Genomic DNA, 18,739 nt, shown 5'->3' on the forward strand with positions numbered 1-18,739 from the left:
TCTCAGCTTTTTCTCTTGTATAACTACTAAAACGTCACATACTACTGATAACTAAAATAATCAAGGGAAGGCTATTGCCTAACATATGAACAACTAGAGGATAATAAATATTCTCTTTTTCTTTCACATAGATGATAGAAAAGGCAATGCCTCCACCTAGATAACCGACTGCACTGACCCACTCTGATAAAGCCAAACTGTGCATATGAGTCAGAGCAAAAACAAGTCCTACCAGAAGAATGCTTAGCCAACTTGACAGACGTTTCTGCAAGTGATGTAACAAGAGCTGACGGAAAAAGAGTTCTTCCACAAAAGGTCCTATGATACAGGCGAAAACTGCTATCAGTATTGGTTGTTCTTGAAAGGTACTTTGAATATTCGACTGGTTTAGACCTTGTCCGACTAGCCCAAAAAACTGCTTCAACATCTCTGATACAAATTCAAAGACAAAAGTCATCAGAAAGAGAAAGAGCCATCCTGTTAAGACGCAAAAGAAGAATTTCCTTTTAGTCTTTCTAATCTCATTCCATTGTTTGATCAATCGATCCTTAAACAAGAAAGAGCCATATAGAGCTAGTACTACATAAACTAGATAATTTGCAATAGCAGATGGCATCAAGAAAGCCAGCAATTTAACTCCATCAAATACAAAGAGAACTGTATAGAGAATCGCAAAAATCAGAATTCCCTTATTTTTGTTAGACATCATTTAATTCCCCTTCCACTCACAATCATTCTCGTGGTCATCAACTAACCCTGCTGCTTGTAGAAAAGATAAAACGGCAACTGGGCCTGTGAACTTGAATCCTTGTTTTTTTAGATCTTTAGCCAATTTTTCAGACAAGGCTGTTTTAGCAGGTGCTAGGTGATAGTCAGGAACATCATTCACGATCGTTTTCCCCTTAACAAAGGACCAGAGATAAGCATCAAAAGAGCCAAAGGTTTTCTGGATTTGTAAAAATGCTTGGGCGTTGGCACGCGTCGCAAAGAGCTTGGCACGATTTCGGATGATGGCTGGATTCTCTAACAAGGCTTCCAACTCCCCATCTGTCATTTCCGCGACCGCTTGAATTTGATAGCCATGAAATGCTTCTCGGAAAGCCTGGCGTTTGTTGAGTACCGTTTCCCAAGACAGACCAGCCTGATAAGTCTCCATACAGAGCAGTTCAAAAAGAGCGCGGTCATCATGAAGGGGTTGCCCCCACTCCTCATCATGATAGGCTAGATATAAGGGATTATTCATTTTTACCCAACCACAGCGTTTTGGCATATTATACTCCTATTTGACCAACATCTTAAGGGCCGACTTGATATAGTTCTCAGCTGTATCTGTCGTTCCTTCAAAGAATTTCTTGATTTTCTTGAGCTCTGTCGCCTTGTAGCCCAGTGCCAGCATGGCTTCCATAGCTTCTTCCAGTTCTTGGTTTTCAGCGCTGGTTTGTACTGCGACCTTGGAAGGAAGGTCATCACTAGCCACGACTACCTTGCCTTCCAAGTCCAGCACCATCTGCTGGGCTGTTTTCTTGCCAATTTTAGGGAACTTGGTCAAGTAGGTGATGTTCTTAGTCTCGATCGCTTGAACCAAGCCAGCATTGTCATCAGCTGCGATGATAGCAAGAGCTGACACAGGACCAATCCCTGAGACCGAGATCAGACTGAGAAAGAGCTTTTTCTCATCTTCTGAGCGAAAACCGTAGAGCAGATGGGCATCCTCACGAACAACTTGGTGCACATAAATCTGAGTTTCTTGATTGACCTGACCTGAGTAGGCATAGGGATTGGCTACATGCAAGATATAACCGATACCATTTGCCTCAAGGATGATATATTTAGCAGTGATTTTGGTAATGATTCCTTTTAGATATTCGTACATAATTTTCACTTTCTATAATTGATTTGCAATTCCTTGTAAATGCGCTGCTCTGATGATAAGAAGCAACCCAAGTACTGCACACACAATAAAAACGAGCCAAACACCTACAGCACCTGTTGCAGCGCTGATAGAAATCATCGCCCCCGCTAAAATAGACGCTAAAGGCTGCGCCATATTAAGGAAACCTGAGTAGGTTCCGAGCTTATTCTCATTCATCATTTCCGCCCGCAAAACTTGGCTTGGCGGCATGCAGATGAGTTCCCCCATAGTATAGAGAATGGCTAGCAAAAACAGAGCCCAGAAACTCCTGAAGACAATGGTGAAAAGCATACCCAAGTCAAAGATAATACTTCCCAATAAAAACTGCGGTATGAGCTTCATTTCCTTGGTCAAACGATTGGCAGTCGTTATGAAGCAAACAATAATCAGGGTATTGATAAAGACCATGATACTGAGCATCTTAGCTCCTGAAATATGAATACCGAAAATACTACTCGCGATGAATGACTCTTTCAAATGAACGGGTATATAATTGTCAATTTGCAACCAGATAACACCATTAAATACAGTCCCTAACGTATAAAGTAGGAAAATTTTGTCCTGAAAAACAGAAACATAATTTTTCACAGTTGCCAAAGGACTGCTACCATGCTCAAAGACCAGATTAGCTGGCTTGCTTTCTGAAAAATATTTCCAAGCGAGGAAAAAATTCAAGAAGCTAATCACCGTCAAAACCAGAAGCAACTCAAAAAAATGGTGGTCGTAAAAGAAACCTGCAAGCCCTGCTCCTAACATAACGGATACATTGACAAACCAATAACTAATCGTATAAACGAAACGGCGATTTTGCTCGTCGGTCAAATCAATAATCATCGCATCAATAGCCGGCCAAGAGAAAGTTCCTGCGGTCTCTGCCAGCAACATTCCGACAAAAGTCAAAAAGGGAAAAATATGATTAGGCATATTTGCCAGCAGCACAAGAAAGTAGCCACTCGCAAGACCAAAGTTTCCCCAGTCAATGACTTTCTTACGTCCCCAAAGATCCGCCAAATGTCCACCATACAGCCCAGCTAAAAAACCAATGAGTTTGGTTGTGATCATCAATAACCCCGCCCAAAAGGCTCCAAAATATTGAACATAGTACATGGCCATAAAAGGAGTAATGGCACTCTCTAAAATCCGTGCTACAAAGCTCATCCATTCCCGCATTTGAATTTGCTTGGGGAGGGCAAAAAATTCTTTCATCTTTCATTCCTTTTTCATAATTTCTTCGCTTTTTCTTACCTAGTATATCATATTTTTTTGCTGAAAACTGCAACAAAAGGTGCAACCTCTGGTTGACAAATAGTACAGGAGATTGTATTCTCATTATAAGTAAAAATTGTTAGGATAGAGGTAGAAAAAGGAGGATAGAATGATGAAACTCGCAGAAAAACTATTTGAACTCAGAAAGGAAAAAGGTTGGTCCCAAGAAAAGCTAGCTGAACAAATCAATGTTTCTCGGCAAAGCATCTCAAAATGGGAGTCTGGACAAGTCCTTCCTGAAATCGAAAAAATCATTGAATTAAGCAAGATTTTCCAAGTGACAACTGACTATCTACTTCTGGATGAAAACTCTGAAAAAGGTTCCACAGCAGTGACCTTGGAGGAAGACAAGGACAACTACTATAAAGAGGTTAAATCCTATGGTCTCTGGCAAGTGATTTATATTTTCGTCTTGGCTCTGGCTATCTATCTCTTTTTAGCCGGTTCGAGTTTACCAGCCGAATTCACTGCCTGGATTTGGCTGACCTTCGTTCTTTTGATTGCTTCAGCAATTGCGATTAACAAGACTCTCAAAACCAAACAACGTTATCTTGATAAGGTAATTGGTCCTGAGAATCCTTCCGACAAAGACGACTCTACAAAACCTTGAATCACCTAATTCTGTTTTCTCAACATTTTTTATAGGACTGGTCTTGTCAAGCAAGTGTAAACCTCGTGTCAAGTTGCCCATGTCCATTCAAAATTCCCACCTTAGAAAAGCTAAAAAGCCTTGTTTGGAAAAACAAAGGCTTTTTGTGTTCTTAATATTTCCCCAACTCACGAAGACTGGTATGATTTTCTTGAATACGTCGGAACATCTTTTCCATATCCGACTTGGTGAAATGCACCAAAACGGGACGTCCGTGTGGACAGTTATAGGGATTGTCACATTGAGAAAGCTGATAAAGGAGCTGTCTGGCTGAGTGGTCATCGATACGATGGTTGGCCTTGATAGACCGCTTGCAGGACATCATGATAGCCAGCTCTGCTCGGTATTTCTTGATCGAAACTTCCTTGGTCAAGAGGAGCATATCACACATTTCATAGATGCCAGACTCGATTTCTTCTTCTGCCATCCAAATAGGATGTTCACGCAGTATAAATTGATTTTCTCCGTACTCTGCTAGAAAGACGCCCACTTCCTCTAAAAGTGCCATTCTTTCCCTGAGACGAAGGGCATCATCTGCTGGGAACTCAAAGATGTAGGGCACTAGGAGTTGCTGCTGGCTCTGGTCAACATTGCCGATGCTTTCACGGTATTCCTCGTACTTAACTCGTTCCTGAGCCGCGTGCTGGTCTATGATGTAGAGGCCATCTCGCCCTTGGGCAAAGAGATAAGTTCCATGCATTTGTCCGAAAAACTCCAACTCTGGGAAGCTGGATGATTCTTCTCGCTCTAGCTTGTCATAAGCCTTATCGAGGCTAGCAAGATCTAACTCTGGATGGTCTAGTTGGTCGTAGTTAGCAGGCTTTCTCTCTGCAAAATGCAGTTTTGCGGGCTTGGTTAGCTGGTCCAAGGTTTCCTTGGCAAACAGGGTTAAGTCCCTACCTTCCTCAGTTAATTCAACCTGATGATCAGCCACCTCAGCTTGACAAGGTCTTGAGAGTTCTGTTTTTTCATAGTAGAGCGTATTTTCTTTGAGTGGGAGAATGGTCTGTTCTACCTTTTGACGATTGCGCACGGTCGACTTGGCAAGATTTTCCAAGGCATCAGGGATCAAGGCTTGCTCTTTGAGACTGTTAGAAATAGCTTCTGAGACTAACGCCATCAGTTCTTTTTCCTTAGAAATCCGCACTTCTTGCTTGGTCGGATGCACATTGACATCCGCTAGATAAGGGTCGATATGGATGTGAATGACAGCCAGTGGAAAACGGCCCACCATGAGCTTGCTGCCATAGCCATCCAAAATTGCACGATTGAGCAAGAAGTTCTTGATATATCGCCCATTGATGAAGAGGCTGATATAGTTGCGATTAGCCCGAGTCAACTCAGGCAAGGACACAAAACCTGTAATTTCAAAGTCTAGATCCGAATTCTCAATGGCTATCATCTTCTTGGCACTCGCCAAGCCATAAATTCCAGCAATAGCTTGGCGTAGTTGACCCGTACCAGCTGTTCGTGTCATTTCCTTGCCATCACTAATCAAACTAAAAGAAATCTCTGGATGGGCCAAGCCCAGACGGTTGACAATATCAATGATATGAGACAGCTCCGCCTGCTGGCTCTTCATATACTTGAGACGTGCAGGCGTGTTGAAAAAGAGGTCCTCTACACAAACCTTGGTCCCCACTGGACTTGTCGCAGGAGTGATTGCTTCGACTTCACCCCCACGCGCAACGAGCTTGGTCCCATGACTCGCACCATCCACCGCCGTCAACAAAGTCAAGACACTAACAGAAGCGATAGAGGGCAGGGCTTCACCTCGAAATCCGAGCGTCCGAATCCGAAAGAGGTCTGCTTGATTTTTTATCTTACTGGTTGCATGACGACGCAAGGCCAATTCCACCTCATCGTGGGCAATTCCATGACCATTATCTGTGATTTGAATTTTCTTGAGACCAGCTTCCTCAATCTCAATGATAATCTGGCTAGAGCCCGCGTCAATAGCATTTTCTACCAACTCTTTGACTACACTGGCAGGACGTTCAATGACCTCTCCTGCCGCTATCTGGTTTGCCAGCACCTCTGGCAATTCAATAATTTGAGACATCTTTCAGCCCCTTTCTGTATCTATTTTCCTAGAAATTGATTAGTGCTATTATACCATATTTCAGATACTATCAGAAAAAGCAAATACCACATAGACTCCAAATCTCTCCACATAGACAAAAGCTCTTGCCACGGGCCGTAAAATAGTGTTTAATAAAGGTGTACAGGAAGTGATCACAACCTTGTATAACTGAAAAGGAGGGAAATTTATGAAAGTAGAACTACAGATTAAGGAGACTTACGAGGAGGAAAAGCTGATTGTCCAAACTCCTCAGCCGACCGAAAAAGTCCAGAAAGTCATCGAGTTCGCAGAAAATATTGACCAAAAAGAAACAATCAAAGGTAAGATCGATAATCAGGTCTATCTAATTGAAATTAGTAAGATACAACGCTTCTATATCGAGAATCGCAAGGTTCTAGCAGAAACTGCATCTCAGACCTACAGCGTTGATTTGCGACTCTATCAGGTTCTTGAACTCTTGCCGACCACTTTTATCCAAATTTCCCAATCTGAAATCGTCAATATCGACTCCATCTCTCATCTCAAGCTCACGCCCAACGGTCTGGTTGAAATTTTCTTAAAAAACGAAAGCTTCACCTACTCTTCACGCCGCTACCTAAAAACCATCAAGGAGAAATTAGAACTATGAAAAAACAAATCTTTCACGATGCAGCTGCTGGTGTTCTTATCGGCCTCATCCTCTCTATCCTTTTTTCACTCATTTATGCCCCAAATACCTATGCCCCGCTGAGCCCCGAGTCTCTGATCGGACAAGCGATGGTGCAACATCAGATTCACGGTGCCCTGGTCTTGCTCTACTGTATGATCATCTGGTCAGCTATCGGAGTTCTCTTTAGCTTTGGCAGTCGCTTATTCAGCCGTGACTGGAGCTTACTCCGTGCCACACTTTCCCATTTCTTCCTCATGCTGGCTGGCTTTGTTCCACTAGCAACTCTAGCTGGTTGGTTCCCCTTCCACTGGACCTTCTATCTCCAGCTCATTCCAGAGTTTGCTATTGTCTACCTCATCATCTGGGCTATTCTCTATAAAAGAGAAGCTAAAAAAGTGGACCACATCAATCAACTCTTGGCTCATAAAAAGTAATAGAGAAAACCCCACTCACAAATACATGAGTGGGATTCTTTTTATAACTTTTGTTTGAGCTCGACTAAGACATTCATAGCCTGCATAGGTGTCATATTGTACACATCCAGTTTAGCTAATTCTGCTAGGATAGGATGTTCTTCAGGCGCATCAAAGAGTGACATCTGTTCTTTGACAGCACTTGTTTCTCTCATCGGAGCAGGACTTTCCGTCCCTTGACTCTCCAGTTGAGTCAATATCTTATCCGCCCTTGCTAAAAGTTCTGCTGGTAAACCAGCAATCTTAGCAACATGGATACCGTAGGATTTGTCAGCTGGTCCTGGTTCGATCTTGTGAAGGAAGGTGACCTGCCCATCCTGCTCCAAGGTTGCCACATGAACATTGACCAAGTGTTCCAAGCTAGACTCCAGACTGGTCAACTCATGGTAGTGGGTCGCAAAGAGGGTTTTGGCTCCGATATGTTCATGAATGTATTCGATGATGGACTGGGCAAGAGCCATCCCATCATAAGTCGCAGTTCCTCGACCTAACTCATCAAAGAGAATCAAGGAATCCTTGGTCGCATGAGAAATGGCATTGTTGGCCTCCATCATCTCCACCATGAAGGTTGATTGACCTGAAACCAAGTCATCTGCTGCTCCAATGCGGGTAAAGATAGCATCGAAAATAGGCAAATGGGTGCTCTCAGCCGGCACATAAGAACCCAGCTGGGCCATAACCGCTGTTATGGCTAGCTGACGCATGTAGGTAGACTTCCCACTCATGTTTGGCCCTGTGATTAGCTGAATACTGGTATCTTCTGTCATCTGAATGGTATTAGGAATATAGGTCTGAGCTCCCATGACCTTTTCAACGACAGCATGGCGTCCCTTTTGGATATCGATTTGTGAATCATCCCCAAACTCAGGTCGGATCAAATGCTGGGTTTCAGCCACAACTGCGAGACTTTGCAAGACATCAACCGTTGCAATTCCTTGAGCTAGAGTCTGCAAACGCTGGATGTACTTGCTGACTTCCTCACGGATGCGCATAAAGATTTCATACTCTAGGTTGGCTGACTTCTCACGCGCCTCCAACATATCCCCCTCGATACAGGCTAATTCCTCGGTACCGAAGCGTTCCGAGTTTTTCAGCGTCGCCTTGCGGAAAAAGTGGGTTGGCACATTCCCCAGTTGCGAATTGGTCACATGGAAATAGTAGCCATCTTTTTTATTGTAGTCAATCTTGAGCGTGCTGATGCCAGAATTTTCTCTCTCCTTAGCCTCAATCTCAGCAATCCAGCTAGTCCCTTCTCTGAGTACTCGGCGGTATTTATCCAAAGTCTCATCAAATCCGGTCCGAATAATGCCACCCTCCGTAATCACATGAGGAGCTTCAGGAGCAATCGCTGCGCTAATCAAGCTCTCCAACTCAGGGATTCCATCCAACTGTTCGATGAGATAGACCAGAGCAGGATGCTCCATCCCTTCTAAAATCGCACGAATACGTGGCACACTAGACAATGTAGTAGCTAACTGCAAGAGATCCTTGGGATTGGTCTTGCCAAAAGAAACCCGACTAGCCAAGCGTTCGATATCATAAACACCTTTGAGACTGTCCGTTAAATCACTACGCTCAAAGAAGTGGTCAAGAAAGACCTGCACCACCTCTTGACGCTGGACGATTCGCTCCTTATCAATCAAGGGACGATGAATCCAAGAACGTAAGAGCCGCATACCCATAGCCGTTTTGGTTTCATCCAAAAGCCAGAAAAGACTGCCTTGCTTCTTGCCTGAACGGGCATTCTCAACCAAATCCAAACTAGCCTTAGTAGCATAATCCATCTGCAAGAAATCTTTGATTTCATAGCGGATAACAGGTTTGAGGTGGTTCAATTCCCGCATCTGGGTCCGGTGAACATACTGGAGGAGCTTACTAGCTGCCGCTTGCTCCACAGCTGCCAGTCGTGAATCCAGTAAATGAAGGTCCTCAAAGGCTTCTTTTTCATAAGAAAGTACCAAATTCATCTGACGGCTGAGGATTTGCTCTTCTTCGTCTGACAAGTCATAACCCAGTACCACTTCTCGGGCTTTGAGGTTACGGATTTCCCCACAAACGAGAGTAAAATCCAATAAACCAGTCACATAAAAATCACCTGTCACTAGATCCATATAAGCCAGACCAAATTGATTGCCATCACGATCTAAGGCAACCAAGAAATTATTCTGACTATCGGGCTTACTACTATCGACTACTGTACCAGGTGTGATGACCTGCACCACCTCTCGCTTGACAACCCCCACTGCTTGTTTGGGATCTTCCATCTGTTCAGCTATAGCAACTTTATAGCCCTGCTCAATCAGAACATCGATATACTGTTGGGCAGAATGATAGGGGACGCCCGCCATGGGTATCGGATTTTCTGCATTTTTATTCCGACTCGTTAAGGAAATTTCTAAAATTTGTGCTGCATTGATTGCATCTTCATAGAACAACTCGTAAAAATCACCCATCCGAAAAAGCAAAAAAGCATCTGGGTATTGTTTCTTAATATCCACATACTGTTGCATGCCGGGTGATAACTTTTCTGTTGCCATTTTCCGTCTCTCCTTGCTAAAAATAAGTCTTGAGAGCACCTCCCAAGACCTTATTTATCTTTCATCAAATCTAGCAAACGATCTTCCATCAGCTTGGCAACGTGCTGGTCTCGACAAATAACCAATAAGGTATTAGCACCAGCAACCGTTCCTAAAATCCATTCATCCTTGTTTGCATCTACAATGTTTGCTAAGACTGCAGCTTCCCCAAGTTTGGTATGCAGTACCAAGGTAAACTCTGCTCTTGCAACTCCTTCTAAATGATGAGACAAAAACTCAACTAAATCAATCTTATCTGTCTCATTTGCTAGTACATAATACACCATATCATTTTTCTTAACCTTGGTCAAGCCGATTTCACGCAAATCACGTGACAAAGTCGTTTGTGTCACATAAACATTACGAGCTTCTAAACGATCTTGAATCTCTTTTTGTGTCCCAAGTTTTTCTTCGGTGATCATCTTTTTAATCAACTGATGCCGTTCTCTTTTTCTCATATTATCCTCTTAAGTGAATATTTATAACAAGTTTTACATTTATTTTATAACTACATTATACCAAAAAAACTAGATAATTCAAAAAAATTCTTTTCTTTCTCAAAAAATGTAGTAAATTGTGTTAAAATAGTAAAAAAGCCCAAAAGGAGCCCTTATGAATACAAAAGAACTGATTGCTAGTGAGTTGGCTAGCGTCATTGATAGCCTGGATCAAGAGGCTATTTTAAATTTACTGGAAACACCTAAAAACTCAGAAATGGGAGACATCGCCTTCCCTGCCTTTTCTCTAGCAAAGGTCGAGCGTAAAGCTCCTCAAATGATTGCAGCAGATATTGCTGAAAAAATCAATAGTCAAGCCTTTGAAAAGGTTGTCGCTACTGGACCTTACGTCAACTTTTTCCTTAATAAAAGTGCTATTTCGGCTCAGGTATTACAGGATGTTATCACTGAAAAAGATCACTATGCTGACCAAAACATTGGCAAGCAAGAAAATGTCATTATTGATATGTCTAGTCCCAACATCGCAAAACCATTCTCTATTGGGCACTTGCGTTCAACAGTTATCGGAGATAGCTTGTCACATATTTTCCAAAAAATCGGTTATCAAACAGTCAAGGTCAATCATTTGGGAGACTGGGGCAAACAGTTTGGGATGCTGATTGTCGCCTACAAAAAATGGGGAAATGAGGAAGCCGTTAAAGCGCATCCAATCGATGAACTTCTTAAACTCTACGTTCGCATCAATGCTGAAGCTGAAAAAGATCCTAGCTTGGATGAAGAAGCGCGCGAATGGTTCCGCAAACTGGAGAATGGAGATGAGGAAGCCCTCGCTCTCTGGCAATGGTTCCGTGATGAAAGTTTAGTGGAATTCAACCGCCTTTACAATGAATTGCAAGTCGAATTTGACAGCTACAACGGGGAGGCCTTTTACAATGATAAGATGGATGCTGTTGTAGACATTCTCGCTGAAAAAGGACTTCTTGTTGAGTCAGAAGGGGCTCAAGTTGTCAATCTTGAGAAATATGGAATTGAACATCCAGCCCTTATCAAAAAATCTGATGGTGCAACTCTCTATATCACACGAGACTTGGCTGCAGCCCTTTACCGTAAAAACGAATACCAATTTGCAAAATCCATCTATGTTGTTGGTCAAGAGCAATCTGCCCACTTCAAACAACTCAAGGCAGTACTACAAGAGATGGGCTACGATTGGAGCCAAGACATTGTCCATGTTCCGTTTGGATTGGTAACAAAAGAAGGGAAAAAACTCTCTACTCGTAAAGGAAATGTCATCTTGCTAGAACCGACTATCGCTGAGGCTGTTAGTCGTGCCAAGGCCCAAATCGAGGCGAAAAATCCTGAGTTAGAAAATAAAGACCAAGTTGCCCACGCTGTTGGAGTTGGGGCTATCAAGTTCTATGATCTTAAGACCGACCGTACAAATGGATATGACTTCGACCTTGAAGCTATGGTATCCTTTGAAGGAGAAACTGGACCTTACGTTCAATACGCCTACGCTCGTATCCAATCTATCTTGCGCAAAGCCGATTTCAAACCAGATACAGCTGGCAACTACAGCTTGAACGATGCTGAAAGCTGGGAAATCATTAAACTACTCCAAGACTTTCCACGTATTATCAATCGTGCAGCAGATAACTTTGAACCTTCTATCATTGCGAAATTTGCGATTAGTCTGGCTCAAGCTTTCAACAAGTACTATGCACATACACGTATCCTAGATGAAAGTCCTGAGCGCGACAGTCGTCTGGCCCTCAACTACGCAACCGCAGTCATCCTCAAAGAAGCTCTTCGTTTGCTCGGAGTAGAAGCGCCGGAGAAGATGTAAATCGCCAAAGTTACTTGATTGCAGAGCAATCTAAGTAACTAACGCCAAATCCTATTCGGACTTTGGCTTGGCGCTTCACTAGTCATGGTCCCTAAATATAATCGATTTAGAGCCCATGACGTCGTAACCAGTACGAATTGCCTAAACGCTTCACTAATTCACCTAACCAAATAATATCGATTTGGTTAGGCTCATGTCGTAATCTTTTAAATTACTTGAAAGCAATCCGAACGATTGAGCAAAATAACATTTATATTTTGTTCGGCCTTGCAGCTGTTCAATGAAACAATTTATTCACTTTTACTATTTATCACACTGGGAGATTCCTTATGAGCCAATATGCTTATATCCTCGTTGTACTTAGCTTGGTTTTCCTTTTTCTGCTCAATAAGTACGAGAAGGAAAGACTTCAAAGACTCTACCAAGAGCAACTCTTGAAGGACGAGACATTTAGGTCTGACATCAAAGAGAAAATTCACACGACTGAAAATATCAATGATGTCATTGCACATATCAATAAAACTTACCATCTGGGAATGTTGCTCTCAAAAGACGTTACAGATCAATTGAAATAATCAAAATCCGAGAAGCTTTCTTCTCGGATTTTTTAGGCTTACCATATTCTCCTTGGAGAAATTTCATTAATACATGTAAAGTTTTCTGTAATTTTCTATATTTTTTCAAAATATTCTTGCATTTCCTTTAAGTTTTTTGTAGAATAGTAGCTGTATATTCAGATTATTCTGAAAATTTAAAAATAGGAGCGTTTATTATGTCACAAGTTACGTTATCAAACCAGTCAACCTGGGCAAGCAAACTAAAGGCAATGGGACCAGGAATCCTAATGGCTTCTGCTGCTGTTGGAGGTTCTCATATCGTATCCTCTACTCAAGCTGGTGGTTCTTATGGGTGGTCACTACTCCTCTTGGTTATCTTGGCCAATGTTTTTAAATATCCATTTTTCCGTTTTGGTGCCGAATATACTGCCGACACTGGTAAAACCTTGGTGGAAGGTTATGCCGAAAAAGGAAAACTCTATCTCTGGATTTTCTTTGTCCTCAACGTCTTCTCTGCAATGGTTAATACAGCTGGAGTCGCTATCCTTTGCTCAGCTATCATCGCTAGCGCTTTTCCAATGATTGGTCTTAGCATCACTCAATGGTCTCTTATCCTTGTTGCAGTCATTTGGGCCATGCTACTCTTTGGTGGCTACAAACTATTGGATGGTATGGCAAAATGGATCATGTCTGCTTTGACCATTGCAACAGTTCTTGCAGTTATTATTGCAGCAATTAAACATCCAGAATACAGCTCTGATTTTGTCGAAAAGACACCTTGGCAAATGGCGGCCCTCCCTTTCATCGTTTCCCTCTTAGGATGGATGCCTGCTCCTATTGAAATTTCAGCCATCAATTCACTCTGGTCTGCTGAAAAGAAAAAGACCGTCAACTTTAATACAGCGGACGCTCTTTTCGACTTTAACGTTGGTTACATTGGAACTGCTATCCTAGCTGTATTCTTCGTGGCACTAGGAGCACTGATTCAGTATCCTACCGGGCAGGCAGTTGAAGCTGCTTCAGTCAAATACATCTCTCAATTTGTGGGTATGTATGCCTCTGTTCTTGGAGAATGGTCCCGTTATTTGATTACCTTTATCGCCTTTCTCTGTATCTTTGGAACGGTCATCACCGTTATCGATGGCTACTCTCGTGTCAATCAGGAATCGCTGCGACTCTTGATTCGTCAAAAAGAGGATACTCGCAAATCTTTGAACATCTGGATGACCATTACCGCTATCATTGGTATCGTAATTATTAAATTCTTTGCTGGACAAGTTTCCACCATGCTTCGCTTTGCTATGATCGGTTCTTTCCTGACAACACCATTCTTCGCTCTTTTGAACTATGTATTGGTGACACGTGAGAATAAAAATCTTCCTTCTTGGCTAAAACTCCTCGCTATCGCAGGTTTGATTTTCCTCTTTGGCTTTGCTATTTTCTTTATCTATGCACTTGCTATCGGAAAAGCAGGATAGTTTATAAATGGCACCCTTACGGGGGTGCTTTTGCATACTCAAAAGCAGTTGAAAATCTCAACTGCCCCTTAATACTACTTTATTTTTCTGTCTCTAACTCATACAAGTCTGCAATGATTGCTGCGACTTTTTTAATATCTCCCAGCATACCACGCATTTCAAAGTCAGCCAAAACTGGGAAGCCAAAGCGCTGGCTATACTGCTTGGCTGTTAGGCAGTATTGATTGTTAAAATTGCGATTACCGGAACCCACTACCCCAAAACACTTACTAGCATTGTCTCCATAAGCGATAAAGTCGCCCACTGGAGTCGTTAGAATCTCAACATCGCCGTTATCGACACCATTTCCACCTTCCAGATAGGTCGGCAAGAAAGCGACATAGGGATGTTCCATTTCAAAGAATTCTTGGCCTTCCTTGACCAAATCCTTGATATGGATTTTTTGGACCTCAATTCCCTCATACTGAGACAAGAGATAGTCCTTGAGTCGGGTTACAAAACTCTCTGTATTCCCACTCAGACTGATATACACTAGGGATATTTTTTTCATGTTGACCTCTATTTTTTGTTTACGATTTAAAAAGAACTACCAAGATTGTAACTTGATAGTTCTTTTTTGTCAATACTTAGGCAACTTCTTCTGCTTCGACTTCTTCGGCCAAATCTTTTTGTTGGCGCCACATCTTGTAAAAGACTAAGGCTAAAAAGAGAACATTGATAATGATGAACAAAATATTCGTTCCTTGTGCAAATGCTCCCATTCCTAAGCCGAGAGTAGTATCTTTGATTAATTGAACCGCATCTTGAACGTTCATATAGCTATAAACCAAACCAACAATCGCTAGTAGAACATAGCCAATATAAGCATAGTTTGCGAATTGCACATTTTTACGTACTAGAAATACAAAGGCTACTACAACTAAAATTGCAGATAAAACAATCAACAACGTATTAAAAATAGAGTGCGATGACGCTGTTACTTGGTAAGTATAGTTAACCGTGTCTTCTATTTGCTGAGCAGTAAGGGACCCACTATTAGATAGGCTTGTACGAAGCACATCTTTACTTGGCAATGGACTCAAGATTCCAAACAATGACATAGATGAAATGAGGGCTGATAGGACTAACAAAACCCAAAGATAAATAGGATTCTTTTTCATGTTTTCCTCCATAAGATATTTTGAACATTATAGCATTTTTTGTACAGGAATACAACTTTTACAAGCTGGTTTCAACTTGTTTCCGATAAGCTTTCGGTGATTTTCCGCACAATTTACGGAAAACCTTGTAGAAATATCCAACATTACTATAGCCAACTGCATAGCAAATATCTTCGATGCTATCACTGGTCGAAAGTAAGAGTTGCTGCGCTGCCTTAATTCGCTGTTTATTGAGCAATTCCGCAAAGGTTGAGTTGGTTTCCCTCTTGATCAGCTGACCGAGATAGACAGGATTGATAAAGAGATCCTTGCTAATATCCTTCAGTGAGAGCTCTTTCTGATAATCACGCCCAATCACTTCCAGAACACTCACCACATTTTCATTCATGCGGTACTGGCCAAAGAACTTGGTCAAAGTTTCTTTGATATAGGCAACCAATTCTTCAAAGGTATTAATGGCATGGATAGCTTTGACAATCTCGGTCATATCATCTGCTTTTAGGTGTTCAAACAAATGAAAGACATCCATGACAAACTGGGTAAAGAGCTGCTTCGTGATGGCCACGCGCGGGGTATTCTTCAAAACAATCTTCTCTAGCAGGGTTAATTCTTCGATGATTTGATTGATATTCCCTTGGATAATCACCCGATAAATCGGCTCGTAATAAGCAAACAAACTCTCGGATTTTTCTAGATTGACTGAACCGTAGAAGAGGGCTTTCTCAGCATTGATCTTCCAATTCTCAAAAGACTGCTGGTAGGGTGCTTCAAATGGTGTCACGACGATGCCATCTAGTGGCTGATCAGAGATGAAAATCTGCCAGTCTTGCCCCAAAACGTAGTAAGGAATGGTAAAAGATCCCTGCTTTTCCTTTGAAAGTCCTATCCACCAGCTGTCTTTATCTGACAGATAGTTAGTAAATCCTGTCTCATCCAATTCTTGACTGAGGGTCTGACTTTTCTCCACCTTTTCCTGAAGCTGTCGCGCAATCTTTTCTAATAAATTGCCCAACTCCACCTTGTCTACTGGCTTGACCAGATAATCCACGACACTAAGGTTCATGGCTTTTTTGACGTAGTCAAACTCCTGATAACCAGACAGCAAGATATAATAGGTATCTGGAAGTAGCTCTTTCATTTCCCTAATCATCTCAAGTCCGGTCTTATCTGGCATGTTGACATCGGAAATGACCACATCTACTGGATTTTTCTTAACATAGTCCAAAGCATCATCTGCGTGATTAGCTGTTGCGACGACTTGCATATCCCATTTTTCAAAGGGGATTAATCGCTTGAGCCCCTCTGTCACCATGTACTCATCGTCTACTAATAAAACTTTATACATTTCTACCCTTTCTATTCATCCTGGATAGTGATATGGTAACGAACACCTTCTTGCTCAGCTGACTCTACACTGATTTGGTAGCGATCCCCAAAGTAGAGAACAAAGCGTTCGTGCACATTTACTATTCCAATTGATTGCCGCTCCCCACTGTAGCTTGCTTCGTGTTCAAAACTTCTCTGAGCTAATTTTTCCTGCAAGCTAGCTAGTTTCTCAGCGGGCATTCCTCGACCATTGTCTTCCACTAGGATTTCAACGAAGCCTTGGCCCTTCAAGGCTTTGATACTGATGACATTATCCGTTCTGCGATGGTCAACACCATGGGCAAAGTAGTTTTCTACTAATGGTTGGAGTGTAAATTTTGGAATCCTCATTTCTTCCAATTCTGGTGCAATCTTGAAACCATAGGCAATGGATTTAGGATAACGCACCATACAGAGATAGCTATATTTTCGGCAAAATTCCAACTCCTGCTTCAAGGTCGTTTCCCGCTCGTCGGAGATATTGTTGCGTAACAAGCTACTAAATTCATAGATAATGTCCGCCAGTTCATCCTGACTTTGCATGACGGCATACATCCGTAAAAACTCCAGAGTATTGTACATAAAGTGAGGATTGATTTGAGCCTGCAGGGCTCGCATATTGGCATCTTTTTGACTGAGCTCTAGCTGATAGATATCGTGGATATTTTTTTCCAGGCGGTCCAACATATCATTGGTTGTTTCTGCAATGAGAAGCAATTCTTGGTCTTTTTCAGAGGTATCGATTCGAAGGCCTTCTTCCCCTTGAGCAATCACCTCGATCGAATCAACTAGGTCTACGACCTGCTTTTGGTAATTTGAAAAAGTCTGTCTAAGGGTCACGTACAAAATGATGATAAAGAGAATACTTAGCCCAATAATGACAGCTGAACTCGTCAAAGTTCCTGTAAGAACAAAATTTTTAGGAACAGCAACTCGAACCTGATAACCGTGAGAGGTGACACCTACAAACCAGTTTTCTCGCTCGGCTGAGACCTTCTCCCCAATATGGAACATCTCAGTCTCAAAAGGCGAAGTTACTGTTACAGCCATTGGGATATGGCCCCTTGTATTGTCAATAGCGCCATGTAAAACATCTGGGGATAGGGAGATATAAATCACTCCTAAATCCTTGTCAGACACAGGATCGGAAACAGGAATGGCAAAACTATTGGCTGTTGGCTTAAAATCCTCCGCAGGAATTTTCTCTCCACTGCGTTTTTCTCTAGTCGAAACATAGACTTCCTTGTAGTCCTGAAGAACAATAGCCACTCCAGTCACAAAATCATTCCGAACATAGAGGTCATCAATATTTTCATACAGGGAAACCGAGATATAAGGCGAAGTTTTACGCTCTAATTGCCAATAGAAATAGTCTGGTGTGCTGAGACTAAAATACTTGTAAATTCCTTCGATGCGGGCCTGATTTTCAACCAAAGACTGAGCAAGTTGAGTTGACTCTCTGTGATAGTATTCCACTTCACTCACTGTCCGAGTGGTCACACGTTCTGCAACCCGTTGGGCCTCTTTCTCACGCGAGTCCCAGTCAGCATACGATAGCATAATTGCAAAACTGGCAATGACCACGATCATAACCAAACTATAAATCCGTAAAAGAGAGTGAAGCCAAAACTGCTTCATTCTATTTTGTCGCCAATTTTTCATGGATACTTTCATAAATAGGTTCCAACATATCACTGATAAAGAAATGCCACATTCCAATTCCTACAAAAAAGAGCAAGGCAGGCATATAATAACCAACTCCTACAAGGAGAGCGGACCCGAGTAAAACCTTGGCAATCGCAGGTAAGCTCATAAAAATCCCGATAAGGGACAGTTTCAAGGTATTTTGGTAGGATAAATCAAAGTACACCTGAAGTTTCAAGGACACAGTATAGGCTAGAAAGACAAGAGCAACTACAAGGACGTTGAGAAAGGTCGCCAAAAGGTAGAAAATCGTCTGGTGGGGCAATTGAACTAGAAGATACAAACCATAAATCAGAACAAGATCCACAAACACAAAACTATAGAAAGCCAGATTGCTCTTGACAAAATTGCTCTTATACAATTCCCAAGCTTCCTTCAAATGGTATGCTCGATAGGTATACCCATGCTCCGCATACAAACTCATAAGAGTTGCACTAGCTGGTGCCAAACCAAAGACTACTCCTCCTGCAAGTGTTAATAGCCAGAAATAAGCCGTCGCAATCATTCCCAAAAAGATACGATTAAAGACGAATTCTAGAAATTTTCCCATGCTACTCTCCTTA

General features: G+C 42.1%; 18 protein-coding genes. 6 read left to right on the forward strand and 12 right to left on the reverse strand.

Going from position 1 to position 18,739, the window contains the following annotated elements:
* Window positions 1-34: 34 nt before the first annotated feature.
* From FD735_RS08940 to FD735_RS08955, 4 genes are read right to left on the reverse strand one after another with little or no spacing between them, the layout of a single operon-like run.
* Complete coding sequence (locus tag FD735_RS08940) at window positions 35-709, reverse strand: CPBP family intramembrane glutamic endopeptidase (RefSeq protein ID WP_000987418.1); 675 nt, start codon at window positions 707-709, stop codon at window positions 35-37.
* Window positions 710-1,270 carry a DNA-3-methyladenine glycosylase I gene (locus tag FD735_RS08945; protein ID WP_139658994.1) on the reverse strand — a complete coding sequence of 187 codons (561 nt, stop codon included), beginning with the start codon at window positions 1,268-1,270 and terminating at the stop codon, window positions 710-712. It lies immediately after the preceding gene.
* A 9-nt stretch (window positions 1,271-1,279) separates the two neighbouring features.
* Window positions 1,280-1,873: a Holliday junction branch migration protein RuvA gene (ruvA, locus tag FD735_RS08950; protein WP_000273401.1), complete on the reverse strand. Its 594-nt coding sequence runs from the start codon at window positions 1,871-1,873 to the stop codon at window positions 1,280-1,282.
* 12 nt (window positions 1,874-1,885) lie between these two features.
* The gene (locus tag FD735_RS08955) at window positions 1,886-3,118 is read right to left on the reverse strand and encodes an MFS transporter (protein ID WP_000657470.1); all 1,233 of its coding nucleotides are present in this window, start codon (window positions 3,116-3,118) and stop codon (window positions 1,886-1,888) included.
* 169 nt (window positions 3,119-3,287) lie between these two features.
* Here FD735_RS08955 and FD735_RS08960 point away from each other — a divergent pair, with 169 nt between their 5' ends.
* Window positions 3,288-3,788 (forward strand): helix-turn-helix domain-containing protein, encoded by a 501-nt coding sequence (locus FD735_RS08960; protein WP_139658995.1) that lies wholly within the window; start codon window positions 3,288-3,290, stop codon window positions 3,786-3,788.
* 151 nt (window positions 3,789-3,939) lie between these two features.
* Here the strand turns inward: FD735_RS08960 and mutL are convergent, their stop codons facing one another.
* The gene (gene mutL / locus FD735_RS08965) at window positions 3,940-5,889 is read right to left on the reverse strand and encodes a DNA mismatch repair endonuclease MutL (RefSeq protein ID WP_139658996.1); all 1,950 of its coding nucleotides are present in this window, start codon (window positions 5,887-5,889) and stop codon (window positions 3,940-3,942) included.
* A gap of 208 nt (window positions 5,890-6,097) precedes the next feature.
* Between mutL and FD735_RS08970 the strand changes: the two genes are divergently transcribed.
* Window positions 6,098-6,538 (forward strand): LytTR family DNA-binding domain-containing protein, encoded by a 441-nt coding sequence (locus tag FD735_RS08970; RefSeq protein WP_139658997.1) that lies wholly within the window; start codon window positions 6,098-6,100, stop codon window positions 6,536-6,538.
* A complete protein-coding gene (locus tag FD735_RS08975) occupies window positions 6,535-6,993 on the forward strand; it encodes a DUF3021 domain-containing protein (protein WP_139658998.1) in 459 nt (152 codons plus the stop codon). The genes FD735_RS08970 and FD735_RS08975 overlap by 4 nt, the downstream gene beginning before the upstream one ends.
* 41 nt (window positions 6,994-7,034) lie before the next feature.
* Here the strand turns inward: FD735_RS08975 and mutS are convergent, their stop codons facing one another.
* Window positions 7,035-9,569: a DNA mismatch repair protein MutS gene (mutS, locus tag FD735_RS08980; protein ID WP_139658999.1), complete on the reverse strand. Its 2,535-nt coding sequence runs from the start codon at window positions 9,567-9,569 to the stop codon at window positions 7,035-7,037.
* A gap of 50 nt (window positions 9,570-9,619) precedes the next feature.
* On the reverse strand, window positions 9,620-10,066 hold the full coding sequence (argR, locus tag FD735_RS08985) for an arginine repressor (RefSeq protein ID WP_001231483.1): 447 nt from the start codon (window positions 10,064-10,066) through the stop codon (window positions 9,620-9,622).
* Between the two features lie 154 nt (window positions 10,067-10,220).
* On the opposite strand from argR, the gene argS reads away from it, so the two are divergent.
* The 3 genes from argS (at window position 10,221) to FD735_RS09000 (ending at window position 13,947) form a co-directional block, all read left to right on the forward strand.
* Window positions 10,221-11,912: an arginine--tRNA ligase gene (argS, locus tag FD735_RS08990; RefSeq protein ID WP_139659000.1), complete on the forward strand. Its 1,692-nt coding sequence runs from the start codon at window positions 10,221-10,223 to the stop codon at window positions 11,910-11,912.
* Between the two features lie 329 nt (window positions 11,913-12,241).
* Complete coding sequence (locus tag FD735_RS08995) at window positions 12,242-12,487, forward strand: hypothetical protein (protein ID WP_000084865.1); 246 nt, start codon at window positions 12,242-12,244, stop codon at window positions 12,485-12,487.
* A gap of 197 nt (window positions 12,488-12,684) precedes the next feature.
* Complete coding sequence (locus FD735_RS09000; protein WP_139659001.1) at window positions 12,685-13,947, forward strand: NRAMP family divalent metal transporter; 1,263 nt, start codon at window positions 12,685-12,687, stop codon at window positions 13,945-13,947.
* A 79-nt stretch (window positions 13,948-14,026) separates the two neighbouring features.
* Here the strand turns inward: FD735_RS09000 and nrdI are convergent, their stop codons facing one another.
* The 5 genes from nrdI to FD735_RS09025 all read right to left on the reverse strand — a co-directional run bounded on the left by nrdI (window position 14,027) and on the right by FD735_RS09025 (window position 18,726).
* Window positions 14,027-14,497, reverse strand: coding sequence for a class Ib ribonucleoside-diphosphate reductase assembly flavoprotein NrdI (gene nrdI / locus FD735_RS09005; RefSeq protein WP_000724244.1), 471 nt, complete (start codon window positions 14,495-14,497; stop codon window positions 14,027-14,029).
* Window positions 14,498-14,573: 76 nt separating this feature from the next.
* Window positions 14,574-15,107 (reverse strand): ABC transporter permease, encoded by a 534-nt coding sequence (locus tag FD735_RS09010; protein ID WP_139659002.1) that lies wholly within the window; start codon window positions 15,105-15,107, stop codon window positions 14,574-14,576.
* Between the two features lie 58 nt (window positions 15,108-15,165).
* Window positions 15,166-16,452 carry a response regulator transcription factor gene (locus FD735_RS09015; RefSeq protein WP_000278920.1) on the reverse strand — a complete coding sequence of 429 codons (1,287 nt, stop codon included), beginning with the start codon at window positions 16,450-16,452 and terminating at the stop codon, window positions 15,166-15,168.
* Window positions 16,453-16,463: 11 nt separating this feature from the next.
* Window positions 16,464-18,134, reverse strand: coding sequence for a sensor histidine kinase (locus FD735_RS09020; RefSeq protein WP_000800569.1), 1,671 nt, complete (start codon window positions 18,132-18,134; stop codon window positions 16,464-16,466).
* Entirely contained in the window at window positions 18,112-18,726 is a 615-nt protein-coding gene (locus FD735_RS09025) for a YesL family protein (RefSeq protein WP_000514459.1), read from the reverse strand. The genes FD735_RS09020 and FD735_RS09025 overlap by 23 nt, the downstream gene beginning before the upstream one ends.
* Between the last annotated feature and the right edge of the window lie 13 nt (window positions 18,727-18,739).

Origin of the sequence: Streptococcus sp. 1643 (assembly GCF_006228325.1) — a bacterium.
GTDB lineage: Bacteria > Bacillota > Bacilli > Lactobacillales > Streptococcaceae > Streptococcus.